The 22095-nt window shown below is 46.1% G+C and carries 24 protein-coding genes, 2 pseudogenes and 1 other annotated feature (1 of these 27 only partly in view); of the genes and pseudogenes, 20 read left to right on the forward strand and 6 right to left on the reverse strand.

Annotation, left to right across the window (positions count from 1 at the left end):
* Positions 1-258 (forward strand) — a binding site (T-box leader); it begins 24 nt to the left of the window's first position.
* A 236-nt stretch (positions 259-494) separates the two neighbouring features.
* Positions 495-2030, forward strand: a complete 1536-nt coding sequence (locus MHH50_RS05000) for a 2-isopropylmalate synthase (protein WP_076282077.1) — start codon at positions 495-497, stop codon at positions 2028-2030.
* Positions 2031-2436: 406 nt separating this feature from the next.
* Here MHH50_RS05000 and abc-f read toward each other — a convergent pair whose 3' ends face one another.
* Positions 2437-4377: an ABC-F type ribosomal protection protein gene (gene abc-f, locus MHH50_RS05005; protein WP_076129226.1), complete on the reverse strand. Its 1941-nt coding sequence runs from the start codon at positions 4375-4377 to the stop codon at positions 2437-2439.
* A gap of 244 nt (positions 4378-4621) precedes the next feature.
* On the opposite strand from abc-f, the gene MHH50_RS05010 reads away from it, so the two are divergent.
* The 7 genes from MHH50_RS05010 (at position 4622) to groL (ending at position 10095) form a co-directional block, all read left to right on the forward strand.
* Entirely contained in the window at positions 4622-5257 is a 636-nt protein-coding gene (locus MHH50_RS05010) for a 5-formyltetrahydrofolate cyclo-ligase (protein ID WP_076129225.1), read from the forward strand.
* A gap of 3 nt (positions 5258-5260) precedes the next feature.
* Positions 5261-5731, forward strand: a complete 471-nt coding sequence (moaC, locus tag MHH50_RS05015) for a cyclic pyranopterin monophosphate synthase MoaC (protein WP_076129224.1) — start codon at positions 5261-5263, stop codon at positions 5729-5731.
* An 85-nt stretch (positions 5732-5816) separates the two neighbouring features.
* Positions 5817-6302: a MogA/MoaB family molybdenum cofactor biosynthesis protein gene (locus MHH50_RS05020; RefSeq protein WP_036676512.1), complete on the forward strand. Its 486-nt coding sequence runs from the start codon at positions 5817-5819 to the stop codon at positions 6300-6302.
* Positions 6303-6441: 139 nt separating this feature from the next.
* Positions 6442-6684, forward strand: coding sequence for a twin-arginine translocase TatA/TatE family subunit (locus tag MHH50_RS05025; protein WP_036676510.1), 243 nt, complete (start codon positions 6442-6444; stop codon positions 6682-6684).
* A gap of 143 nt (positions 6685-6827) precedes the next feature.
* On the forward strand, positions 6828-7595 hold the full coding sequence (gene tatC / locus MHH50_RS05030) for a twin-arginine translocase subunit TatC (protein WP_076129223.1): 768 nt from the start codon (positions 6828-6830) through the stop codon (positions 7593-7595).
* Positions 7596-8103: 508 nt separating this feature from the next.
* The gene (groES, locus tag MHH50_RS05035) at positions 8104-8385 is read left to right on the forward strand and encodes a co-chaperone GroES (RefSeq protein ID WP_036676506.1); all 282 of its coding nucleotides are present in this window, start codon (positions 8104-8106) and stop codon (positions 8383-8385) included.
* A 78-nt stretch (positions 8386-8463) separates the two neighbouring features.
* On the forward strand, positions 8464-10095 hold the full coding sequence (groL, locus tag MHH50_RS05040) for a chaperonin GroEL (protein WP_036676504.1): 1632 nt from the start codon (positions 8464-8466) through the stop codon (positions 10093-10095).
* A gap of 79 nt (positions 10096-10174) precedes the next feature.
* Here groL and MHH50_RS05045 read toward each other — a convergent pair whose 3' ends face one another.
* The 4 genes and pseudogenes from MHH50_RS05045 to MHH50_RS05060 form a co-directional block, all read right to left on the reverse strand.
* Positions 10175-11392: a tyrosine-type recombinase/integrase gene (locus MHH50_RS05045; RefSeq protein WP_340034005.1), complete on the reverse strand. Its 1218-nt coding sequence runs from the start codon at positions 11390-11392 to the stop codon at positions 10175-10177.
* A gap of 78 nt (positions 11393-11470) precedes the next feature.
* The gene (locus tag MHH50_RS05050; protein WP_076273425.1) at positions 11471-11929 is read right to left on the reverse strand and encodes an ImmA/IrrE family metallo-endopeptidase; all 459 of its coding nucleotides are present in this window, start codon (positions 11927-11929) and stop codon (positions 11471-11473) included.
* A 7-nt stretch (positions 11930-11936) separates the two neighbouring features.
* Positions 11937-12053 (reverse strand): annotated as a pseudogene (locus MHH50_RS05055) (XRE family transcriptional regulator); the annotation flags it as partial.
* A gap of 315 nt (positions 12054-12368) precedes the next feature.
* A pseudogene (locus MHH50_RS05060) lies at positions 12369-12545 on the reverse strand (helix-turn-helix transcriptional regulator); the annotation flags it as partial.
* Positions 12546-12776: 231 nt separating this feature from the next.
* Here MHH50_RS05060 and MHH50_RS05065 point away from each other — a divergent pair.
* The 11 genes from MHH50_RS05065 (at position 12777) to MHH50_RS05115 (ending at position 19131) form a co-directional block, all read left to right on the forward strand.
* Positions 12777-12986 carry a helix-turn-helix transcriptional regulator gene (locus MHH50_RS05065; RefSeq protein WP_076273427.1) on the forward strand — a complete coding sequence of 70 codons (210 nt, stop codon included), beginning with the start codon at positions 12777-12779 and terminating at the stop codon, positions 12984-12986.
* Entirely contained in the window at positions 12983-13219 is a 237-nt protein-coding gene (locus MHH50_RS05070) for a helix-turn-helix domain-containing protein (RefSeq protein WP_340034006.1), read from the forward strand. The genes MHH50_RS05065 and MHH50_RS05070 overlap by 4 nt, the downstream gene beginning before the upstream one ends.
* A 3-nt stretch (positions 13220-13222) precedes the next feature.
* On the forward strand, positions 13223-13402 hold the full coding sequence (locus MHH50_RS05075; protein WP_340034007.1) for a hypothetical protein: 180 nt from the start codon (positions 13223-13225) through the stop codon (positions 13400-13402).
* Positions 13377-13532, forward strand: coding sequence for a hypothetical protein (locus MHH50_RS05080; RefSeq protein ID WP_340034008.1), 156 nt, complete (start codon positions 13377-13379; stop codon positions 13530-13532). Before MHH50_RS05075 ends, MHH50_RS05080 begins: the two co-directional genes overlap by 26 nt.
* A 17-nt stretch (positions 13533-13549) precedes the next feature.
* Complete coding sequence (locus tag MHH50_RS05085) at positions 13550-13804, forward strand: hypothetical protein (RefSeq protein WP_340034009.1); 255 nt, start codon at positions 13550-13552, stop codon at positions 13802-13804.
* An 89-nt stretch (positions 13805-13893) separates the two neighbouring features.
* The gene (locus MHH50_RS05090; RefSeq protein WP_340034010.1) at positions 13894-14148 is read left to right on the forward strand and encodes an AbrB/MazE/SpoVT family DNA-binding domain-containing protein; all 255 of its coding nucleotides are present in this window, start codon (positions 13894-13896) and stop codon (positions 14146-14148) included.
* Positions 14148-14399 (forward strand): hypothetical protein, encoded by a 252-nt coding sequence (locus MHH50_RS05095; protein ID WP_076273433.1) that lies wholly within the window; start codon positions 14148-14150, stop codon positions 14397-14399. Before MHH50_RS05090 ends, MHH50_RS05095 begins: the two co-directional genes overlap by 1 nt.
* 150 nt (positions 14400-14549) lie before the next feature.
* Entirely contained in the window at positions 14550-15860 is a 1311-nt protein-coding gene (locus MHH50_RS05100) for an AAA family ATPase (RefSeq protein ID WP_340034011.1), read from the forward strand.
* On the forward strand, positions 15860-16942 hold the full coding sequence (locus MHH50_RS05105) for an ATP-binding protein (protein WP_340034012.1): 1083 nt from the start codon (positions 15860-15862) through the stop codon (positions 16940-16942). The genes MHH50_RS05100 and MHH50_RS05105 overlap by 1 nt, the downstream gene beginning before the upstream one ends.
* Before the next feature lie 23 nt (positions 16943-16965).
* Positions 16966-17538, forward strand: coding sequence for a hypothetical protein (locus MHH50_RS05110; protein ID WP_340034013.1), 573 nt, complete (start codon positions 16966-16968; stop codon positions 17536-17538).
* A gap of 12 nt (positions 17539-17550) precedes the next feature.
* Positions 17551-19131 (forward strand): DEAD/DEAH box helicase, encoded by a 1581-nt coding sequence (locus MHH50_RS05115; RefSeq protein WP_340034014.1) that lies wholly within the window; start codon positions 17551-17553, stop codon positions 19129-19131.
* 78 nt (positions 19132-19209) lie between these two features.
* Here MHH50_RS05115 and MHH50_RS05120 read toward each other — a convergent pair whose 3' ends face one another.
* Positions 19210-19701 (reverse strand): hypothetical protein, encoded by a 492-nt coding sequence (locus tag MHH50_RS05120; protein ID WP_340034015.1) that lies wholly within the window; start codon positions 19699-19701, stop codon positions 19210-19212.
* 137 nt (positions 19702-19838) lie between these two features.
* Here MHH50_RS05120 and MHH50_RS05125 point away from each other — a divergent pair, with 137 nt between their 5' ends.
* Complete coding sequence (locus tag MHH50_RS05125; protein WP_340034016.1) at positions 19839-22091, forward strand: AAA family ATPase; 2253 nt, start codon at positions 19839-19841, stop codon at positions 22089-22091.
* Positions 22092-22095 lie beyond the last annotated feature (4 nt).

Raw genomic sequence — 22095 nt, forward strand, 5'->3', positions numbered from 1 at the left:
AGAGTTTGACGGTGAACAGAGAGCTGCGGGTTGGTGCGACGCAGTCACCGGATTTCTTGAAGCTCGCCCGGGAGCGGAGCGGCGGAACAAGAGTACGCTGCCTACGGCTGTCCTCGTTATCGGACCTTTCCGGATTTAAGCTGGCATGCCAGCTTGAACCGGGAAGAAGAGCTGGACGCAGCTTTGAGGCTTGTTATTAGTGACAGCCGATGCGTCAAAAAGAGTGGTACCGCGGAGGGGTAACCCGCCGTCTCTTTATTAGAGACGGCGGGTTTTTGCGTTCTTGTAGAAGAAGTCCGGGGAATGGACTCAACGCTACATAAGACGCCAAAAGTGAACACTCTGCACATTGTGCAGAGATTCATTTGTTTCAGCTGCCGGCAGCAGTGGGTGGGAAATGAGCAGAACCGCAAGTCGACGTGTGGTTCTGCGCTGAAGCATAGGATAGAGATAAGGCATCCAATTACATGAAAACAAAACTAGGAGGAATTCAGATGATTATTCCAGTTAAGAAACGTATTCAAATTTTCGATACGACCCTGCGTGACGGTGAGCAGGCCCCTGGGGCTAGTCTGACTCCTGAGCAAAAAATATTGCTGGCTTATAAGCTAGCTGATCTGGGTGTTGATGTAATGGAGCCGGGGTTCCCGGTATCGAGTCCTGGAGATTTTGCAGCGGTGCAGACGATTTCGCGCAAGGTGCGCAACGTGGAGATTTGTGGTTTCGCGCGGGCCGTAAAAGGGGACATCGATGCTGCAGTCCGGGCCACTCAAGATGCTGAACGTCGGCGGATTCACTTGTTTATCTCCTCTTCTGATATTCATTTGCAGCATCAACTGCGTATGAGCAGAGCTGAAGTCGTAGCTAAAGCGCGTGAGATGACGGCTTATGCGCGACAATTCTGTGATGTAGTTGAATTCACGGCCATGGACGCTGCGCGGACAGGGATTGATGATCTGATTGAAATGGTTGAGGCAGTTATAGAGGAAGGGGCCTCCATTATTAACCTGCCGGATACAGTAGGATACGCATTGCCACATGAATATGGCGAGATGTTCCGGAGAGTGCGGCAGGGAGCAAGAGGTGGTGGCAAGGTCAGCTATAGTGCCCACTGTCATAATGACTTGGGGCTGGCTGTAGCTAACAGTCTGGCAGCGATTGATGGAGGGGCGACTCAGATAGAAGTCACCGTGAACGGTGTAGGCGAGCGCACAGGGAACTGCGCACTGGAAGAGCTTGTTATGGCGCTTGAAACCCGCGGCGATGCAATCGGTGCAGAAACAGGTATCGTGCTGGATAAACTGTATGATACTTCCCGGCTGATTAGTGGCGCGATGCATTTCCCAATCGCCTATAACAAGCCGGTCGTCGGAAGAAATGCCTTCCAGCATGAGTCCGGGATTCATCAGGATGGCCTGCTCAAGGATCGTAGTACCTATGAGATTATGGATCCCGAACGGCTGGGCATCCCCCGCAGTATGATCATTCTGGGCAAACATTCTGGCAGACATGCGCTGAAGGATCGGGCTGCGAAGTATGGAATAACGCTGGAGCCTGCGGAGCTGGATGCACTTTATGAGTCCTTTAAAGAGACTGCTGACCGTCAAAAGGTCGTCAGTGATGACCAGCTGCTGCAAATGGTAAGCAGTACAACTGGACAACAAGCTCAGGTCTATGAGCTGGGTGAGGTTCAGGTATTGGCGGGCAGTGCCCAGCGCCGTGTAGCTGCAGTTACGGTACGCCATCTGCAGACTGGCCGGGAAACGTCACATACCAGCACTGGTGAAGGTCCGCTTGAAGCGATTATCGCTGCTATTGGGCAAGGGATTGCTGAGGAGGTAGACTTTGCAGGACTCGAGCTTCATTCGCTTGGAAGCGGAGAGAATGCGCAAGCAGAAGCAGCGGTGATGGTGGAGTGGGAGGGCCTTAAATTCAGAGGCACGGCCACTCACCAAGATATAATTATGGCGGCAGGCATCGCTTATATCGCAGCCTGTAATGCTGCCCTGCTCTCTACACAGATTGTCTAAAATACGACGTGCCCGCTGTCAGTTTAGGAGATAGCGGGTTCTTTTTTAGCAGAAAATCAGTCTTGTAAAATGGGGTTACGTCTTTTGTCAAGTTGTGGACAACGTTATCCACATATTCTGCCTGAGTTGTGTAAAAAGTGCGTAAAATCAGCAATAACGGCTTTTTTCAAAATGCTCTAATAAACAATTTTGTTGGCAATGAAACACTGTGAGAATTGTGGATAATGTGGATAGATCCGTGGATAATAATTCCTTTTCCTTGAAAATACCGATTTAACGCATAAAAAAGACCCCGAAGGGTCTTTTGAAGTAGGGAGTTATACACGAAACCTGTGTATAGAGCTGTGGATAACTATTTATGAACAAATCTAGAACGATGAAAAAATATTTATAAGGAGGATTTACATTATTCGTCAGCAAGGATTTCCCATTCGCTAAAGAAATCTGTCAGCTGAGATTTTTTGTTCTTCAGGTCCTCTTCATAACCTTGAAGTGCTAAATAATCCTGATAAACTTCAGGTTTAGTCATTTCATGCTCTATAAATACGATTGATTCTTCAAGTGAGGCAATGTTCTCCTCAAGCTCTGCAATACGCCGTTTGCGGTTACGCTCTTCACGCTTAGCCTGCTTGTCTGCTTCAAAAGAGGTTACAGCGCTTTTTTCAGGTACAGCAGCGTCCTTATTAACGTTTTTAGTAGCTAGTTCAGCGGCATCTTTTGCAATCTCTTCTAATTCTCGTTTCTTCTCGACATAGTCATCGTAGTTGCCGAGGTATTGGTCGATCCCTTCGGGATGCAGCTCCAGTACCCTTTCCGCCATTTTGTTCAAAAAATAACGGTCATGGGAGATGAACAGCAGGGTGCCTTCGAAATCAATTAAAGCAGATTCCAGAACCTCACGGCTGACCAGATCCAAATGGTTGGTAGGTTCATCGAGAATTAGCATATTTGCACCGCGGAGCATTAGTTTAGATAACGAAACCCGAGCTTTTTCGCCGCCGCTGAGTGCGGAAATCTTCTTAAGAACATCCTCTCCGCTAAAAAGGAAATTACCAAGGATCGTACGAATTCTGGCTTCCTCGATCATTGGATATTCACTCCACAGTTCTTCCATAACCGTATTTTGTGGATTAAGGCGGGTCTGTTCCTGATCATAATAAGCAATTTTTACTTTAGTGCCCCAATTCACCGTTCCAGCAGAAGGCTCACGGGTTCCGGTCATACACTGCAGCAATGTGGATTTACCGATACCATTGGGACCGATCAGGGCAGCAGTCTCCCCACGACGAAGCTCAAAAGAAGCGTCCTTGAATAAAGGTGAACCTTCATTAAAGGCAACCGCAACATTGCGCACTTGAAGCACCTCTTTTCCAGACATGAAGTCTGGCTCAAAGGAGAAGCTAGCCTTCTTCAGATCGCCCATTGGACGATCTAGACGATCCATCTTCTCAAGCGCTTTGCGTCTGCTCTGCGCACGTTTTGTGGTGGAAGCCCGGACAATATTTTTCTGAACGAAATCCTCCATTCGAGAAATTTCATCCTGTTGCTTCTCATATTGCTTCATCCGTGCTTCATATTCGGCAGCCTTCAAATCTACATAACGACTGTAGTTACCCGTATAACGCCGGGACTGGTGCCGCTCGATCTCTACAATAGTGGTCACGAGACGGTCTAGGAAATAACGGTCATGGGATACAACCAGAATCCCGCCAGCATAGCTGCGGAGGTAATCCTCCAGCCACGTTAACGTTTCGATATCCAGATGGTTAGTAGGCTCATCCAGCATCAGAAGATCTGGAGCCTGAAGCAAAATACGGGCCAGCGCGAGCCGGGTCTTTTGGCCTCCACTAAGGGTAGAAATGGGTGTATCTGGTGGGAAATCACTGAAGCCCATGCCGTGTAGGACACTGCGAATCCGTGTATTCATTTCATAGCCGCCGTGGTCCTTGAACCAATCCGAGCGCCGCGCATATCGTTCAAGCAGTTCTTCGTACCGCTTGGGGTCTTCCGCGAGCTTAGGATCAGCAATACTTACTTCTAACTCTCTCAGCTCAGTTTCGGCTTCGATTAGCGGAGCGAAGACCGCCATCATTTCTTCATGAATGGTTTTGTCAGATTGCAGTCCGCTATTCTGAGCTAAATATCCGATTGTTGTTTCTTTTGATTTATGAATTTGACCGCTGTCATAAGACATCTCACCGGCCAGAATTTGTAGAAAAGTTGATTTGCCGGCACCATTCACACCCACTAGCCCGACACGTTCCTTTTCATTTACCTGTAGGCTTATGCCATCCAGTACGTTCTGTATACCATATGATTTAGTAATTCCTGTCGCTTGAAGAAGCATAACGATGAAACCTCCACCCTTGCATATTTCGCCTTGGTATTTATCCCTCAGCCGTATGAACAACTTATTCTATAGTTTACATGAAAAGCGTTTCCCAAGCGAGGGTTCGATCTAATGTAAGGAGGGAATAACGTCCTAGTCCGATAACACAGTTCTATCCACCTTGGCGAACCGGGGAGAAGAGTGGTAAACTGGATTTACAAACAAGGATAAGCTAGGGATGAATAAGAGGGGGAGGCCGACAATGTCCAGCAAGGAGTCGGAGATCTCCAAAGTAAAGCAACAATTACGAACGGAGAAGACCATCGCCCGAAACGAGCTGTCTTCGGACCAGAGAAGTAAACTATCATCTGAAGTCTGCCACTATGCATTGGAGTGGCTGGAGACGAAGGGTATAACTTCACTAATGGCCTATGTGTCTTTTCGTTCAGAGCTTGATACCCGCCCACTTATCACACAGGCGTGGAAAGATCAGCGTAAGGTGCTGTTGCCGCGTGTAATTCCAGCAAGCGGTGAAATGAGTGTCCACGCGGTGAATGCATGGAGCGATTTAGAGCCGGGGGCTTATGGAATCCATGAACCTATTGTCTCCAGCAGAGATTTATTAGAGATTGAAGAGATTAAGCTACCTGCTGTTGTGTTCGTACCAGGGCTAGCATTTGATCTTCAAGGCGGCAGGCTTGGCTACGGTCGAGGATACTATGACCGGCTACGTGCGTCTTGGGAGAAAGCCGGGTACGTTAGCGCACAGCCCCCGATATGGATCGGGTTAGCTTACGGCATGCAGTTGGTTCCAAGGGTGCCGATGGATGAGCATGATGCTTTAATGGACATGCTGATTACTGAAAATGGTATAGTGCACTGCCGAAAAGGAGAGTGAGCCATGGAATTGACCCATTTCAACGAGCAGGGAAGAGCTCGTATGGTGGATGTGAGTGAGAAGGAGATTACGAAGCGGACAGCTGTCGCGCGGAGTATGATCAAGATGGCTGCTGGAACGCTGAGCGCCATTAAGAGTGGCAAGATCAGCAAAGGTGATGTCCTTGCTGTTGCACAGATCGCCGGGATTATGGCGGCTAAGAAGACGTCAGACTGGATTCCGATGTGCCACCCGCTGCCACTTACCGGTATTGATATCAGCTTCTCCGATAACAGCGAAGATGAACTTTATATAGAAGCAACAGTCCGTACTACAGGAAAAACCGGAGTAGAGATGGAAGCCTTAACCGCTGTTTCTGCCTCAGCACTAACGGTGTACGACATGTGTAAGGCTATTCAGAAGGATATGATTATCGGACCGACGCTTCTGGTATCTAAGAGCGGGGGCAAGAACGGAGATTATGCGCTCGAATAAGTATCAGCTGCTTTTGTTCGAAGCGCTGAGGCGAGCAGGCTGAACTGTACAGCCAACTATACATATAGAGAGGAAGGACAAACCTATGGCGTGGAAGACAGCAATCCTAACGGCCAGTGATAAAGGGGCCAGGGGCGAACGGGAAGACACGAGCGCCCAGGTTATTCGGGAGCTGGTGGAAGAGGAACTAGGTGGCGAGATCATTGAATATCGAATCGTTCCCGATGAACAAGATGAGATTATCGCAGCCTTGATTGAACTGACGGACTATTTTCAGGCAGATTTGGTACTGACCACCGGAGGCACAGATCTGGCAATTCGTGATGTAACTCCGGACGCTACTCGGCGAGTAGTAGAACGGGAAGTGCCTGGGCTCTCAGAAGCCATGCGAAGCACAGTGATGCAAAAAAACCGTGCAGCTATGCTTTTTCGTGGGATATGCGGCATTCGCGGTCGCACGTTGATTGTCAATTTACCTGGAACGCCGAAGGGTGTTCATGAGAATCTGGCAGCTATTATGGATCAATTACCGGAAGCACTGCTCATGGTAACTGGCCAATACCGTCAATAACCCTTTGTCATCTTCTTGTCACGTCACAATGATAATCTATTTATAGAAGAAAGTGGATGTAACTGTGACATAAGTTATGGTATTATTAAATTAAAGTAAACGATACCATGAACGGACAGGTGGACAAGGAGGAATAATAATGTTTAGTGGAATTGGTACTCCTGGTATTATTTTGTTGGTCATACTGGCACTTCTGCTCTTTGGCCCAAATAAACTGCCAGAGCTAGGCCGTGCAGTTGGACGAACCTTCCGTGAATTTAAGGAAGGCGCGCGTGAAATCATCGGGGATAATGAACCGGTGAAGAAGAGCGAAGCTCCTGTGCCGACGGCCCCGCAAACGGTCGCTGCAGATATTCCTCAGGACAAACGCCTGCCGGAATAATAGAAGATCTTTCAATGGGGCATTCTCAGGAGTCTACTAGACTTGAGGAGACGCCCCTTTTTCTTTGCTTTCCGCAGCAACGGACACTGCTTTGAAGAAAGTTAGTGTTATCTTTTTTACTCTTGTCATGGGATGGTGTCTGGATGTCTCTGAAATCGGAAGAAATGTCGGTGGTGGATCATCTCACCGAGCTGCGCAAACGGATTATTTATGTGTTAGTCGTATTTGTCCTTGGATTAATTGGCGGTTTATTTTGTGCAAAGCCCATTTACGATTATTTGATTAGCACGGACCTGGCGCAAGGTTTTGTTCTGCATGCATTCTCATTCTGGGATGGCATTGGGATGTACATGAAGATCGCGATGGCCGTTTCGCTAGTGATTTCTGTCCCGTTTATTGCCTACCAGCTGTGGGCATTTATCAGTCCGGGCCTGCGGCCGGAGGAGCGAAGTGCGACACTTCGTTATGTTCCCTATGTGTTTGTTCTTTTCCTTATCGGTCTTTCTTTTGCTTATTATATTGTTTTTCCAATGGCACTTTCGTTCACGATCTCAATTACCAGAAGCATGGGACTGGAAGAGACCTACGGGATTGCACAGTATTTTAACTTCATGTTCAGCCTGGTATTGCCGCTGGCATTGCTGTTTGAACTTCCATTGCTGGTGATGTTTCTGACCAAACTAAGAGTACTCAACCCGCTACGCTTGCGTAAAATGCGTCGGTACGCCTATTTCACGCTTGTTTTTATTGCTGTAGTTATCACGCCCCCGGATTTTATCTCAGACTTTCTGGTGACGATTCCACTGCTCATTTTGTATGAGTTCAGTGTATTTTTATCTGCATTTGTCTATCGCAAGCAACTTGCTGCGGACGCGGCACGGGATGAACGGTATGTTCAGAAGCAGGAGTGAGGAGAGAGGCTGCCGCTAAGTAGATTTTCTACGAATGTGGCAGCTTTTTTGCTATAAGTTGATTTCATTAGTTGGATTGAATACACTTAGTAAGTAATTGTTATCGATCAGGATCATTAGATGCAAAGGTCTAACCATTCTAGCAACCTTCATATCTATAAGGGGTGAGAGGAAAGCGCTGGAATCCTACGCATATTTTCAAAACCCGTGGATACAATGTAATAGAGTGTGTGCTTGGACAAGCATTGAAACGTATTTTTTTGCGAAAACTAATACGAATTTGTGTAAAAAGACTTGAAATCCGGGCTCAAGTTGAGTATCATAAAAATTGTTGTTAGCACTGCACGCTGTTGAGTGCTAACGCTCTTGAAAAATAGGAGATGGGCTGGAGATTAGCAGCGTTCCATTGATATTTTTCAAGAACATCACAGCATTCTAAGTTTGACCGGTAAGTTCTAAACTATGTTTTGAAGCAAAATAACATAATTTTAAAGGAGGCTATTTTTTCATGATCAAACCATTAGGTGAACGCGTATTGGTGCTACCGAGCGAGCAGGAGGAAACAACTTCATTCGGGATTGTGCTTCCGGACTCCTCGAAAGAAAAGCCACAAGAAGGAACTATTATTGCAGTAGGCAGCGGAGCTTTGAAAGATGGAGTACGTGTAGCGCTTGAAGTTAAAGAAGGCGACCGTGTTCTTTTCTCAAAATATGCAGGTACAGAAATCAAATATGAAGGTAAAGAATATTTGATTATGAAAGAAAGCGACATTCACGCGATTCTTGACTAAGCAAGAGTCGATCATAAGCTAAATCTAAACTACTTAAAGTAATATGATATACAAAAAATTCTAGGAGGTAATTACACAATGGCTAAAGAAATTAAATTCAGTGAAGAAGCTCGCCGCTCTATGCTTCGTGGTGTAGATGCTCTGGCAAATGCGGTAAAAGTTACACTTGGACCAAAAGGCCGCAACGTGGTGCTTGAGAAGAAATTTGGTAGCCCACTCATCACTAACGATGGTGTAACGATCGCTAAAGAAATCGAACTTGAAGATGCATTCGAGAACATGGGTGCTCAACTGGTTAAAGAAGTTGCTACTAAGACTAATGATGTAGCCGGTGACGGTACTACAACTGCAACGGTTCTGGCTCAAGCTATGATCCGCGAAGGTCTGAAGAACGTAACTGCTGGTGCTAACCCAATGGTTATCCGTAAAGGTATCGACAAAGCGGTTCGTGCAGCTGTTGAAGAATTGCAAAAAATCGCTAAGCCTATCGAAGATTCCCAAGCTATCGCTCAAGTAGCTGCTATCTCTGCTGCTGACGATGAAGTAGGTCAATTGATCGCTGAAGCTATGGAAAAAGTAGGTAAAGACGGTGTTATCACTGTTGAAGAATCCCGTGGATTCGCTACTGAGCTTGAAGTAGTAGAAGGTATGCAATTCGACCGTGGTTACATTTCCCCATACATGATTACTGATACAGACAAAATGGAAGCTGTTTTGGAGAATCCATACATCTTGATCACTGATAAAAAAATCAGCAGCACTCAAGAAATTCTTCCATTGCTTGAAAAAATCGTTCAACAAGCTAGACCGCTTGTTATTATCGCTGAAGATATCGAAGGCGAAGCACAAGCTATGCTGATCGTGAACAAACTGCGTGGAACATTCAACGCTGTTGCTGTTAAAGCTCCTGGCTTTGGCGACCGTCGTGAAGCTATGCTGCAAGATATCGCTGCCCTGACTGGTGGCCAAGTGATCACTGAGAAGCTCGGTCTTGATCTGAAGAGCACTTCCATTGAACAACTGGGTAACGCACGTCAAGTACGCGTAACTAAAGAAAACACAACAATCGTAGACGGAAGCGGCGACAAAGCGGACATCAATGCACGCGTAAGCCAAATCCGTGCTCAACTGGAAGAAACAACTTCCGAGTTCGACAAAGAGAAATTGCAAGAGCGTCTGGCTAAATTGGCTGGCGGCGTAGCCGTTGTCAAAGTTGGCGCTGCAACTGAAACTGAACTTAAAGAGCGCAAACTTCGCATCGAAGATGCCCTGAACGCAACTCGCGCAGCGGTTGAAGAAGGTATCGTATCCGGTGGGGGTACAGCTCTTGTGAACGTATATAACGCTGTTGCTGCTGTAGACGTAACTGGCGACGAGAAAACAGGCGTTAACATCGTGCTTCGCGCGTTGGAAGAGCCAATTCGCACCATCGCAGCTAACGCTGGTCAAGAAGGTTCCGTAATCGTGGACCGCTTGAAAAAAGAAGCAGTAGGTATCGGCTACAACGCTGCTACTGGTGAATGGGTGAACATGTTCGAAGCGGGTATCGTTGACCCTGCTAAAGTAACTCGTTCCGCACTTCAAAATGCTGCATCCGTAGCGGCTATGTTCTTGACTACTGAAGCAGTTATCGCTGACAAGCCTGAGCCTGAAAAAGGCGGCGGCATGCCAGATATGGGCGGCATGGGTGGAATGGGCGGCATGATGTAATAAGGAGTTAAAACCCTTATGCATCAAGGGTAAATGGGGTTGAAATGAACGCTTGCCCATAATTTGCCCATAATATAATTTATGAGTCGAGGCTTTCCATGAGGTTACTAAACCTCTGGGATGCCTCTTTCTTTTTCGGCTTGGTAACATGGGTATATACATAGCGTGTGGTATCATCATCTCTGTGTCCCAGGCGATCCATAATCTCTTGAAGTTCAGCGCCGGCCTCTGTCAGAAGCGAAACATGGGTATGCCGTAAGCTGTGAGGGGTTAATGATTCGTTTAGACCTGCTATCTTTAGTAATCTGGCCATTCGGTTTTCGATAGTCTTAATGTATTCAGGATAGCCTGCGTTTTTCTTAGTTTTGGCAAACACAAAACCCTCATCGTAATAATCAGAGTTTTGTGACTTTTGAAACTCCTGTTGCTCATTATACTCCTGGAGTTCGGCAATTAGTTTCGGATCCAGCTCAATACGTCTTACTGCGCTTTTAGTTTTAGGTGGAAGTAAATGGTATCCAGTAGTAATGTTACTGGGATTGTAATATGTTTTTGTGATATTTATTGTAAAGTTTTCAAAATCAATGTCACGCCATTTTAAAGCACATAATTCTCCAGCACGTATCCCACTGTAGGCCAAGGTCTTAAATATGAGATAATCTCGATCCAGACCGTAGTCTTTCGCCGTTTGGATGAATTGCGCCAATTCTTCTTTTTCGAGATACTTAACAGCTATTTCTGAATTTTCCAACTCTTCCACGGTTTTTTGTGTTTTGGGGACGTGAGCATATTGTGTAGGATCAATTTTAATTACATCTAGCTCAACTGCTTTCTTAAATATCATCCGGCCTGTTCGATGGATGCCATCCAATGTATTATCTGCAAAAGATTCCTTCAGGTTAATTAATGCATCTTGGTAACGCTGTTTTGATATATCTCGCATTCTGAGCTTTGCGAAGTAGGGTGATAACCTGCCTACTTCATGTTTTCTGACCCGGACAGTACTGATCTTGACCTTCCCAGTACTCTCATAAAGTTTCAGCCATTGCTGCGAGAACTCTTCAAAGGTTATGTTTGATTCTCTTACGTAGGTGCCTTCTTTTATTTGAGTATAGACTTTAGCCGCTGCTAACTCTGCCTCCTTTTTTGTCTTAAATCCGTGACCTTCTTCATAATCATATTTTCCAGTAACGGGATTTTTGCCGGCGCTAATCCGGAATGACCATGTCGCTCCACATGTGCACTTTTTTCGCTCAGCGGGGCAGGTGCACCCTCTTTGTCTAAATGATCCTGGCATACCAATCCCTCCTTTTTTAGAACATGTGTTCTATTTATGGGCATATGTAAACAGCCTTCCGACTGGAAATCACAAAGGTTAAAGGTTAACTTCAACTACACTTAGTGGGTCAAAATAAATGATATAATTATCGATCGTCGCAAGAATACCAAATCTCTCTTTGTATCGATCAACAGAAGATTGCAAAAAAATCTCAGTGACATTTAAAAATTCGGCAATCTCAAAACGTCCTCTGGCCCCGGATTCGTGAGCTTGTACAATAATGGATAGCGGAATGATCCTTTGATAGGCCCACTGCCTGGCTCTCAATTCCTGCTTGCGGTTTCGGATGTCCGATTGGTCAAGGATATCTCCTGTTGTCGTCTCATAGTGACCGATTTCCTCCGCAAGGATACAATGCTTCTCCACATCGGATAGGGACTTGTCCAGCCAAATAACCTGATCTTGATATAGACCCTTTAATTTCCCGCGTAAAGTTACTTCGTATACTTCAATGCCCCTTACATCCGCATCTCTAAGAAGAATTTGATAGGTCAATGCGGTATCACTCCTCAGTGCGAGGTCCTCTCTTCATTCTGACAAACTCTTTGAACCGTTCGATTTCCTCAAGTTCTTCTTCGGTCCATTCTTCCCCATCGTGGTGTGCAGCAATAGTTTCAATTTTTCTCGATTCGGAGACCTGATTTGAAGGTTTGAATGTTTCTCCAGGAGTTAAGGACGGACCGTCATATACAGGGGGCTCTTGGCGTGCATAAGCCGATGCCAAAATTTTCGTATCAATTTTTAATATTTTGGAGAGACGATCGATTAGTTCTCCATTCTCATAATCCCAAGGTGCTGGCGGGAGATTGTCTAAACTTTCAATCATACCTTGAGGAAATTCCATTTCTTTCTCCAGGTCTTCTACAGTCATATCTAGTTCCGAAAGTCTGTTTTCGATTATCGCACTTATAGATATACCAAGTAAATAATCAAAAGATACATGAAAATAATCGGCAATGGTTTCAAGCGCTTTAACTTGAGGGTTTTTAGTTCTGCCGTTGATAATTTGGGTTAAGGTTGTGTAAGGAATGCCTGTATCATTCGAAAGTTTCAACCTTGTAATATCATTTCTCTTCATTAACTTTCTAATTTGCTTCGAAATTGCCGACATTTTTTAAACCTCCGTGTATATCTCATATAAGATATTCCTCTTTAGCGATATATTAACTCATAAAAGATAGTTAAGTCAAGCAATATGAAGATATTAGCAGTAAATGTAATTATTAATATGGTTTATTATCTTATAAGAGATAATAAGGAATATTATTATCTTATTTGAGTTAATATCTCCTTTGAGTTAATATCTCATATGAGATATTATTGTTTTCAGGAGGTGAACAACATGGGAACGACAGTTAAAAATAATGTAGATAGACTTCTTGAAATCAAGGGATGGACTCGATACCGCTTGAGTAAAGAGAGTGGTGTTACGATGTCTTTGATTTACAGTTTGGGCAATAAAGAATCAGGACCTAATTCAGAAACATTGATCAAGCTTGCGGACGCATTAGAATGCACAGTTGATGAACTGGTTCGAGGTGAAACAAAATGATGACATCTAAAAATATGTATCTTCCGCCACATCTTACTGCTAAACAGATTTCCGAATTCACTAGCTTATCTAAACGCAAGGTATATGTCTTAATGAGTACAAATCCTGACTTTGGCGGTATTCCAAGTTTCAAGGTAGGGCCTAAATCAGTGTTGGCCGACAGAGAAGACTTCCTCCAGTGGTGGGAAAAAACCAAACGTGAGGGGCAACTTTTTCCGCCAGAAAGGAGTTAATACATGATCATTAACATTCAAGCCGAATTGGCTGCTGCTAAGCATCACCTAGACCGTGCTATCCAGGCAAGTGATACCCATCATCTTAGTAAGCTTGGTGCAGCACGATATGAAATCGTTGAAACAATGATTAGGATGCATAAGGAGGCTGAAATCAATGCCGCAACAAGCTGTGTCAGCTGACCAGATGTGGAGACGAATGGAGCTTCGCCGAAGACGGTGGCAAATCCAGAATGGACGTTTGCTAGTAGATGAGCCAGAGGCTGTGGTCTGGTGGCTGGATCGAGAGATTGCGGAAATGGAGCAAACATGAAGGAGGTGAATAAACAAATGGACTTTACGGATGAAACAGCAAAATTCTTTTCAACACTCAACCAGAATGTGAAGGGTGAGGAAGATATTACTCAAGTTCTTGCTTCGATCACTTCGGGTTTAGGAGCATTCATTTACCTTAATCTTCTTGAAGAATGTCACACGGATCTCATCGATCAATTGGCTGAGAATATCAAGAGTTCGGCAATTAATGCGGCTTGTTATTCAGGATTACGATTTTTGCGGATGTCGGCAGAGATTACGAAACATTAAAATGACCCGACGGATTAGGGCCCGTCAGGTCAAACTTTTTAAAAATAATAGTTGAGATCAGCATAACACTGATCGGGAGGAGATTCAATATGAAAGCTACTGGAATTGTTCGTCAAATGGATCAGTTGGGCCGTGTTGTTATTCCTATGGAGTTGCGTCGTACCATGAATATCGCTGAAGGAGACGGAATGGAAATATTCGTCGAAGGGGACAAAATCATTATCAAAAAATATAACCCTGGCTGCACGCTGTGTGGAAGTATGGAAGAACTCAAGACTCTCTCTGGTAAGCTGATCTGCACAAATTGCGTCACTCAGATCGTTGAGTTGCAAGGTCTCTCATAATGTTGGCCATCCATCAGGTACATCGTAAACTGGCTCAAATCGTTCATATGAATCTTGACCAGAACGGAAACTTGATTGTTGGCAACCTTGAGCTGCAACTGATCCTGAAGCTCCTCCGGGAAAATCACAATCTGGTGTACAAATTGGACGGATTGAAAGAACTCGCCTTTATGGCTCACGAAATAGGCGACATGGAATGGCAGATGGATTTATGCGCAAAAATCGAAGAACTTGAAGCGCGGATGGTTTAGCTATGGTGATTAAATTATCCAGCCATGTTCGTTGTGAAGTTTGTGGCCACGTTGTAGATTTTCGACTTATTCGGAACTGGAACGATCGGCAAGTTTGCACTCATTGTATAGCATCTATATTAAAAGTTAGCGACGAAGGAGAACTATTGCATGATCAAAATAAATAAGCTTGAAATCGAAAATGTGAAACGAGTTAAGGCGGTCAAGATCGAACCGACACCGAACGGGCTTACCTTGGTGGGCGGCAAGAATAATCAAGGTAAAACTAGTGTGCTGGACGCCATCGCCTGGGCATTAGGCGGTAATAAGTATCGCCCTTCGCAGGCTTCACGTGACGGATCAGTAATTCCACCATATCTGCACATCACTTTGTCCAATGGTCTGATCGTGGAGCGCAAAGGTAAAAACTCAGATTTGAAAGTCCTTGATCCCAATGGTCAGAAAGGTGGCCAACAGCTGCTTGATAGTTTTGTCGAAGAGTTGGCCATCGATCTGCCCAAGTTCATGAACGCTTCCAATAAGGAGAAAGCCAACATCTTGCTTCGCATTATCGGAGTTGGCCAACAACTTCATGAATTTGAAGTCAAGGAGCAAGAGGTCTACAACCGACGTCACACTATCGGACAGATCGCGGATCAGAAGGCCAAGTTTGCCAAGGAACAAATCTATCATCCAGACGCACCGAAAGAGCCTGTTTCAGCTTCTGAGCTTATTCAACAGCAACAGGGAATTCTGGCGAAGAATGGTGAGAACCAACGGAAACGGCAACGACTGACGCAGATTCAAGCTGCCTATGATCAACAGCAACGTGAACTAGAACGTTTAGAAGCGTTGCTCAACGAGGCGCATATTAAACGCGCTCAATTCGCGGAAGATTTGGATATTGCTAAGAAAGATGCCTTAGACCTACTCGACGAGTCTACCGAAGAGCTGCAGGCCAACATCCGGCAGATCGATGAGATAAATCGCAAGGTGCGGGCAAATCTCGATAAAGACAAGGCTGAAACGGATGCTAGCGATTATCGTGTGCAATATGATCAGTTGACTACTGAGATTAATGACATCCGCTCAGAGAAAGCTGAGCTCCTGACGAATGCGAATTTACCGCTGCCAGGATTGTCCGTCGATGATGGGGAGTTGATCTATAACGGTCAGCGCTGGGATAACATGAGCGGATCCGATCAGTTAAAAGTGTCTACGGCCATTGTTCGCAAGCTAAAACCAGATTGTGGGTTTATTCTGCTCGATAAGTTGGAGCAGATGGATATGGAGAGCCTTCAGGAGTTTGGGCAGTGGCTCGAATCTGAGGGACTACAGGCCATAGCGACCCGCGTCAGCACTGGCGAAGAGTGCTCAATCATCATCGAGGATGGGTATGTCGCTGGACAGGAGGGGATTCAATTACAACAACCTCCGGGAGAGATTGATCCGGGTCCAACATGGAAAGCAGGTGAATTCTAATGCAAATTATTAGTGGTCGGGTTCAGAAGGCTAAAAAAGTAGTTTTGTATGGACCGGAGGGGATTGGCAAGTCTTCTCTGGCTGCGCAGTTCCCACGTCCATTTTTTATCGATACGGAGGGGTCCACGACGGAAATGGATGTCGATCGCGCACCAAAGCCAACAAGCTGGACAATGCTGAAGCAGCAAGCGGAATGGGTTAAACAACAGGGTGACCGGTTCGGTACGCTCATTATTGATACCATCGACTGGGCAGAAATGTTGTGCGTGGAAAGTGTCTGCGCACAGGCAGGCAAGAAAGGCATTGAGGATTTCGGGTACGGTAATGGATATGTCTATGTGAAGGAAGAGTTTGGTCGCTTCCTGAACCTCCTTTCTGACGTGATTGAGGCCGGCATCCATGTTGTGCTGGTCGCTCATGCTCAGATCATCAAATTCGAGCAACCTGACGAAATGGGGGCTTATGACCGGTATCAGCTTAAGCTCGGTAAAAAAACCAGCTCACAGACTGCTCCCTTGGTTAAAGAATGGGCGGACATGGTGTTGTTCATCAATTACAAAACGTTCAGTGTGGCTGCTGATCAGAAGGGAACCAAACATAAGGGGCAAGGCGGCGTCCGTACTGTCTATGCTAACCACCATCCCGCTTGGGACGCAAAGAACCGTCAAGGGCTGCCAGATGAGTTTCCATTGGACTATTCCTATATCGCACATATTTTTAACGGATCATCACCGGCACAATCTACGGCAGCTCCAAAACAAGCTACGTCAACGGTAAATCCTACAGAAAATATTCCAAATATTATTCCGAATCAGCAAGCTGCCAATATCGCAGCTCCTGTAACAACAGCTCCACCGGCCGCTGGTCTGAATCCGAGTATTCCGCAATCGCTACGTGATCTTATGGAACAGCACCAGGTAACGGAAGCTGAAATCCAGATCGTGGTCAGCAACAAAGGGTACTACCCATATGACACACCGATAGCCAATTATGATCCTGGCTTTATCGATGGCGTATTGGTTGGGGCTTGGCAGTCGGTGTTCAGCGTGATTAAAGATACTAGAGACAAAATTCCATTTTAACTAAACAACAGGAGGAATCATAAATGAATCAAAATACTGAGCGTGAACTGGGTTGGGACGACACAATTGAAAAAGACGGGGTGGACTTTATCGTCCTACCTGCAGGTGATTACAATTTCACGGTAACGAAGTTTGAGCGTGGTCGCTTTAACGGCAGTGAGAAAATGCCAGCTTGCAATCAGGCAAAGATTGAACTGACTGTGCATTCAGATCAAGGAGACGTCGTGATATTTCATAATCTATTCCTGCACACCAAAACGGAGGGGTTGCTGTCCAACTTCTTCGCCGGCATTGGGCAGAAACGGAAAGGTGAAAAGCTGAAAATGAACTGGCAGACGGTTATCGGATCCAAGGGGCGACTAAAGCTGGAGATCAACAAGTTCCGAGGTAGAGATGGAGAAGACCGGACGAATAATCAGGTGAAAACCTTTTATGCCGCTGACGAGCTTCCGGCAGGACAGCCGCCACAACAATATCAGCCACCACAGCAATATCAGCAACAGGCACCGCCACAGCAGGGGCAATATCAACAGGCTCCGTTTCCAGGCTCCCCACCTCCACAACAAGGTGGCGGATTTGTTCCGGGACAGTTTTAGGAGGCTATGGCTATGGAACTTAGACCCTATCAACAGGAGTCCCGCGAATCAATACAAACAGAATGGGAAAAGGGCGTCCAGCGGACGCTCCTGGTTCTCCCGACAGGATGCGGCAAGACTATTGTATTTAGTAAGGTAATCGAGGATCGAGTGAGGCTGGGCGAGCGCGTGCTCGTCCTAGCCCATCGCGTGGAGCTACTGGAACAAGCCGCCGATAAGCTATCAAAGTCTACAGGATTGGGCTGTGCCACGGAGAAAGCCGAGCAAACTTCAATCGGAAGTTGGTTCAGGGTTGTTGTAGGTAGCGTTCAGACGCTTATGCGGGATAAGAGGTTACGGCAATTTGCAGCAGATCATTTTGACACCATTATCATTGACGAGGCTCACCACTGCCTATCAGACAGTTATCAGCGGGTGCTGGCCTATTTCAAAGAAGCGAATGTGCTGGGTGTCACGGCTACGCCGGATAGGGGAGACATGCGGAATCTAGGCAGCTACTTCGAGTCTCTGGCTTATGAGTATACGTTGCCGAAGGCTATCAAAGAAGGATTCTTAAGTCCGATCAAGGCTATGACCATTCCACTCAAGCTAGACTTGTCTACAGTAGGTCAACAGGCTGGGGATTTCAAGAGTAGCGACCTGGGAACGGCGCTCGATCCTTACTTGGAATCAATTGCTGCTGAAATGTGGCGAGTAGCTCAGGATAGGAAGATTGTCGTATTTCTTCCATTGGTTAAGACCAGTCAAAAATTCACTTCTATATTAAATGCAATCGGCTTTAAGGCTGCTGAGGTTAATGGTGAATCGAAAGATCGGGCAGAGATACTGGCTGATTATGATGTTGGAAAATACAACGTCCTATGCAATTCGATGCTCCTGACGGAGGGGTGGGATTGCCCTAGTGTGGATTGTATCGTAGTTCTACGGCCGACAAAGGTCCGCAGCTTATATAGCCAAATGGTCGGGCGAGGTACCCGATTGTTTCCAGGGAAAGAGGATCTGCTCTTGCTTGATTTCCTGTGGCATACAGAACGGCATGAGCTTTGTCATCCTGCACATTTGATCGCTGAAAATGAAGAAGTGGCTCAGGCTATGACAAAACAGATTGAGGAGGCAGGCATTGCGCTTGATCTGGAGACGGTCGAGCAGCAGGCGACTGAAGATGTAATTGCTCAGCGTGAGGAAGCTTTGGCCAAAATGTTGAATGAAATGAAACGTAGGAAGGCTAAACTGGTCGATCCACTGCAGTTTGAAATGAGCATACAGGCCGAGGACTTGTCCAGCTATGTACCCTCCTTCGGTTGGGAAATGTCGCCACCATCTGAAGCTCAGATCCGCACGCTGGAGAAGCTTGGTATTCTTCCTGAGGCCATTGATAATGCAGGCAAAGCTACGAAGATACTTGAACGACTGGATAAACGCCGTACAGAAGGGCTGACGACTCCGAAGCAAATCCGATTCCTGGAGCAACGCGGCTTTGAGCACGTAGGTACATGGACCTTTAATAAGGCGAAGCAGCTCATTGATCGGATCGCCGGCAACGGGTGGCGGGTACCGGACGGCATCAATCCGAAGGTGTACCGCGGAGAATAAGCAGACTGATATTGATTGACAAAACCATGTTTTTAAAGGCTGCTCTCAATAAAGAGCAGCCTGCAGATTTCATAAACATTAACAAACTATAAAATGTATCATGCTTTCAGGGTATCCGGGAACGAAAAAGAGATTTCCGGTAGACGTATCTTGTTGCCAAGCTTCTAGCATTGTAGCCCCACTAAATGGGACCTGATAAATACGATTTATGAAAATAATTATTGGAAAAAAAGCGCCTGGAACCCCAACAAGTATATTTGACCATTTTCCATTACAGTTAAATAGTTGAGCCATTGTTACGGGGCGAAAATCTTCTTCGTCACGAACCGGCAGATATACTTGTTCCCCTGAGGCTTGTTTATTTACTAACGATTGCAGTTCTGGCTGACTTAAGGACTTTAAATAATTATGCCGATTAATAACAAGTTGAGAAGGAGGAGCTGGACGTGGAGGGGTTTGTGTAAGCCCAGTAGATATAGGTTGAGGGACACCACCTAAAGGTTGAATGGGAAATAAGGAACGGGGCACTAAAACATAATCAGGAAACCAAGGATGATAGTAGAAAGTCATAAGATTGTCGTCCTCCAATATTAAAGTGATATAGAAGTATCTTATGGTCAAAAGCCTAGAAGGTGCATGCCTTTTTCAAAATTATGGGAATGTGTTGAATGAGATGAGTATGTAAATTACGTGGGGGCGGAAGCATTATGTCAACTGAACATAAAATTGATCTGATTTTATTGTTGTCCTTCGTCGATCCGTCATACCTGAGTTACCAGGAATGGGTCAATGTCGGCATGGCACTAAAATATGAAGGTTACACGGCTAGCGACTGGGACGAGTGGAGTCGGCGGGACGGTGGGCGCTACCATCCAGGTGAGTGCTTCAAGAAGTGGACGACGTTCGAAGGAACCGGTAACCCAGTCACCGGGGCGACTATTACGCAGTTGGCCAAGGACAACGGATGGCTGCCACGGTCTGCAAATGATCGGGAACTGGATTGGGACGATGAAATTACCGGCGGCGATTACGTTGTTATCGATAAGAATTGGATAGAAGGTAAAGAGATCCACGAGCCGGCTGATTGGAATCCTGTACAGCAACTAACAACGTATTTGAGCGCCTTGTTCGAAGCTTCCGAGAATGTTGGTTACGTCACAGATACCTGGCAGAACGATGAAGGCAAGTATTTACCAACGAAAGGGGCATCGGATCGCACAGCCGGCGAATTAATCCAACTGCTTAATCAATGTGGTGGTGATATCGGCTCTGTTATTGGTGACTACGATCCAGCAGCTGGTGCTTGGATACGGTTCAACCCACTGGATGGTAAGGGCGTCAAGAATGAGAATGTGACTGAATTTCGGTATGCCCTAGTGGAATCCGACACAATGGACATTGAAAAGCAAAATGCGGTTATGCGTGAGCTAGAGCTGCCGATTGCCGTGCTAGTATACAGCGGAGGCAAAAGCCTACATGCCATCGTCAAGGTAGAGGCAGTTAACTACGACGAGTACCGGAAACGCGTGGATTACCTCTACACCGTCTGCAAGAAGAACGGCTTGTCCGTTGACAATCAAAACCGTAATCCTTCCCGGCTATCTCGTATGCCTGGGATTGAGCGTAACGAGAAGAAGCAGTTCATCGTGGATACAAGTATCGGTAAAGCGAATTGGGCTGAATGGCATGAATGGATTGAAGGCATCAATGACGATCTTCCGGATCCGGAGAGCTTAGCGGACTATTGGGACAATATGCCGCCGCTGGCACCGCCTTTAATAGAAGGAATGCTTCGACAGGGGCATAAGATGCTCATGGCAGGACCGTCAAAGGCAGGTAAGTCATTTGCCTTGATTGAACTCAGCATAGCCATAGCTGAAGGTATTAAGTGGCTGGCATGGCAATGTACGAAGGGCAAGGTACTGTATGTCAATCTGGAGCTTGATCGAGCTAGCGCCTTGGATCGTTTCAAAAATGTATATAACGCGCTAGGGTTGTCGCCTAAAAATATCGGCAATATCGATATTTGGAACTTGCGTGGAAAGACAGTACCTATGGATAAATTGGCCCCGAAACTGATCCGTCGTGCAGCTAAGAAGAACTATATCGCTGTTATCATTGACCCTATTTACAAGGTGTTAACCGGTGATGAAAATAGCGCGGATCAGATGGCTCACTTTACAAATCAGTTTGACAAGATAGCAACAGAACTGGGTGCAGGCGTAATTTACTGTCATCATCACAGCAAAGGTTCGCAGGGCGGTAAGAAGTCGATGGACAGAGCTTCAGGCAGTGGCGTATTTGCCCGTGATCCGGACGCGCTTATCGATTTAGTGGAGCTCGATCTGACAGAAGCGTTATTGATGCAAGAGGAGAATAAGGCTGTCTGTGCGATGTATCAGCAGCTCTTTGAGAAGTACAATCCAGGCTACTTACAGGAACATGTTTCCCAGGATGACCTGCTTAGTGCTAAACAGATGGTGGATCACGCCAAGCGTGCGATACCAGGGCAGCAGGCTATCGCTCAAGAGGGTGTCAATCAGGCAGTCAAAAGCGTACGTATCCGCTCAGCTTGGCGGGTAGAAGGCACGCTTCGGGAGTATCCAAAGTTCGAACCGGTTAACATGTGGTTCCAGTATCCGATTCATAAGGTGGACGATGTAGGCAGCCTAAAGGACATCGATCCAGATGGAGAAGCGTCACAGCCGGCATGGCAGAAGGCGACGAACAAACGGAAGGATAAGGCAAAAGAAAAGCGCCGAAGCCAGGCAGAGGAATTCGAGGAAGTCGTGAACAATTGTAATTTCGGTGATCCACCTACTTTAATGGATGTCATTGCATGGTACGGATCAACAGGAAAAGAGGTCGCAGAGCGTACCGTGAGAGATTGGATCAAGAAATATGGATACGAAATCGATAGGACTATCGGCTTCCGAATAGTCAAAAAAGGTGATTCGTAATTGC

This window comes from Paenibacillus sp. FSL H3-0302 (assembly GCF_037982245.1).
Taxonomy (GTDB): Bacteria; Bacillota; Bacilli; order Paenibacillales; family Paenibacillaceae; genus Paenibacillus_AQ; species Paenibacillus_AQ odorifer.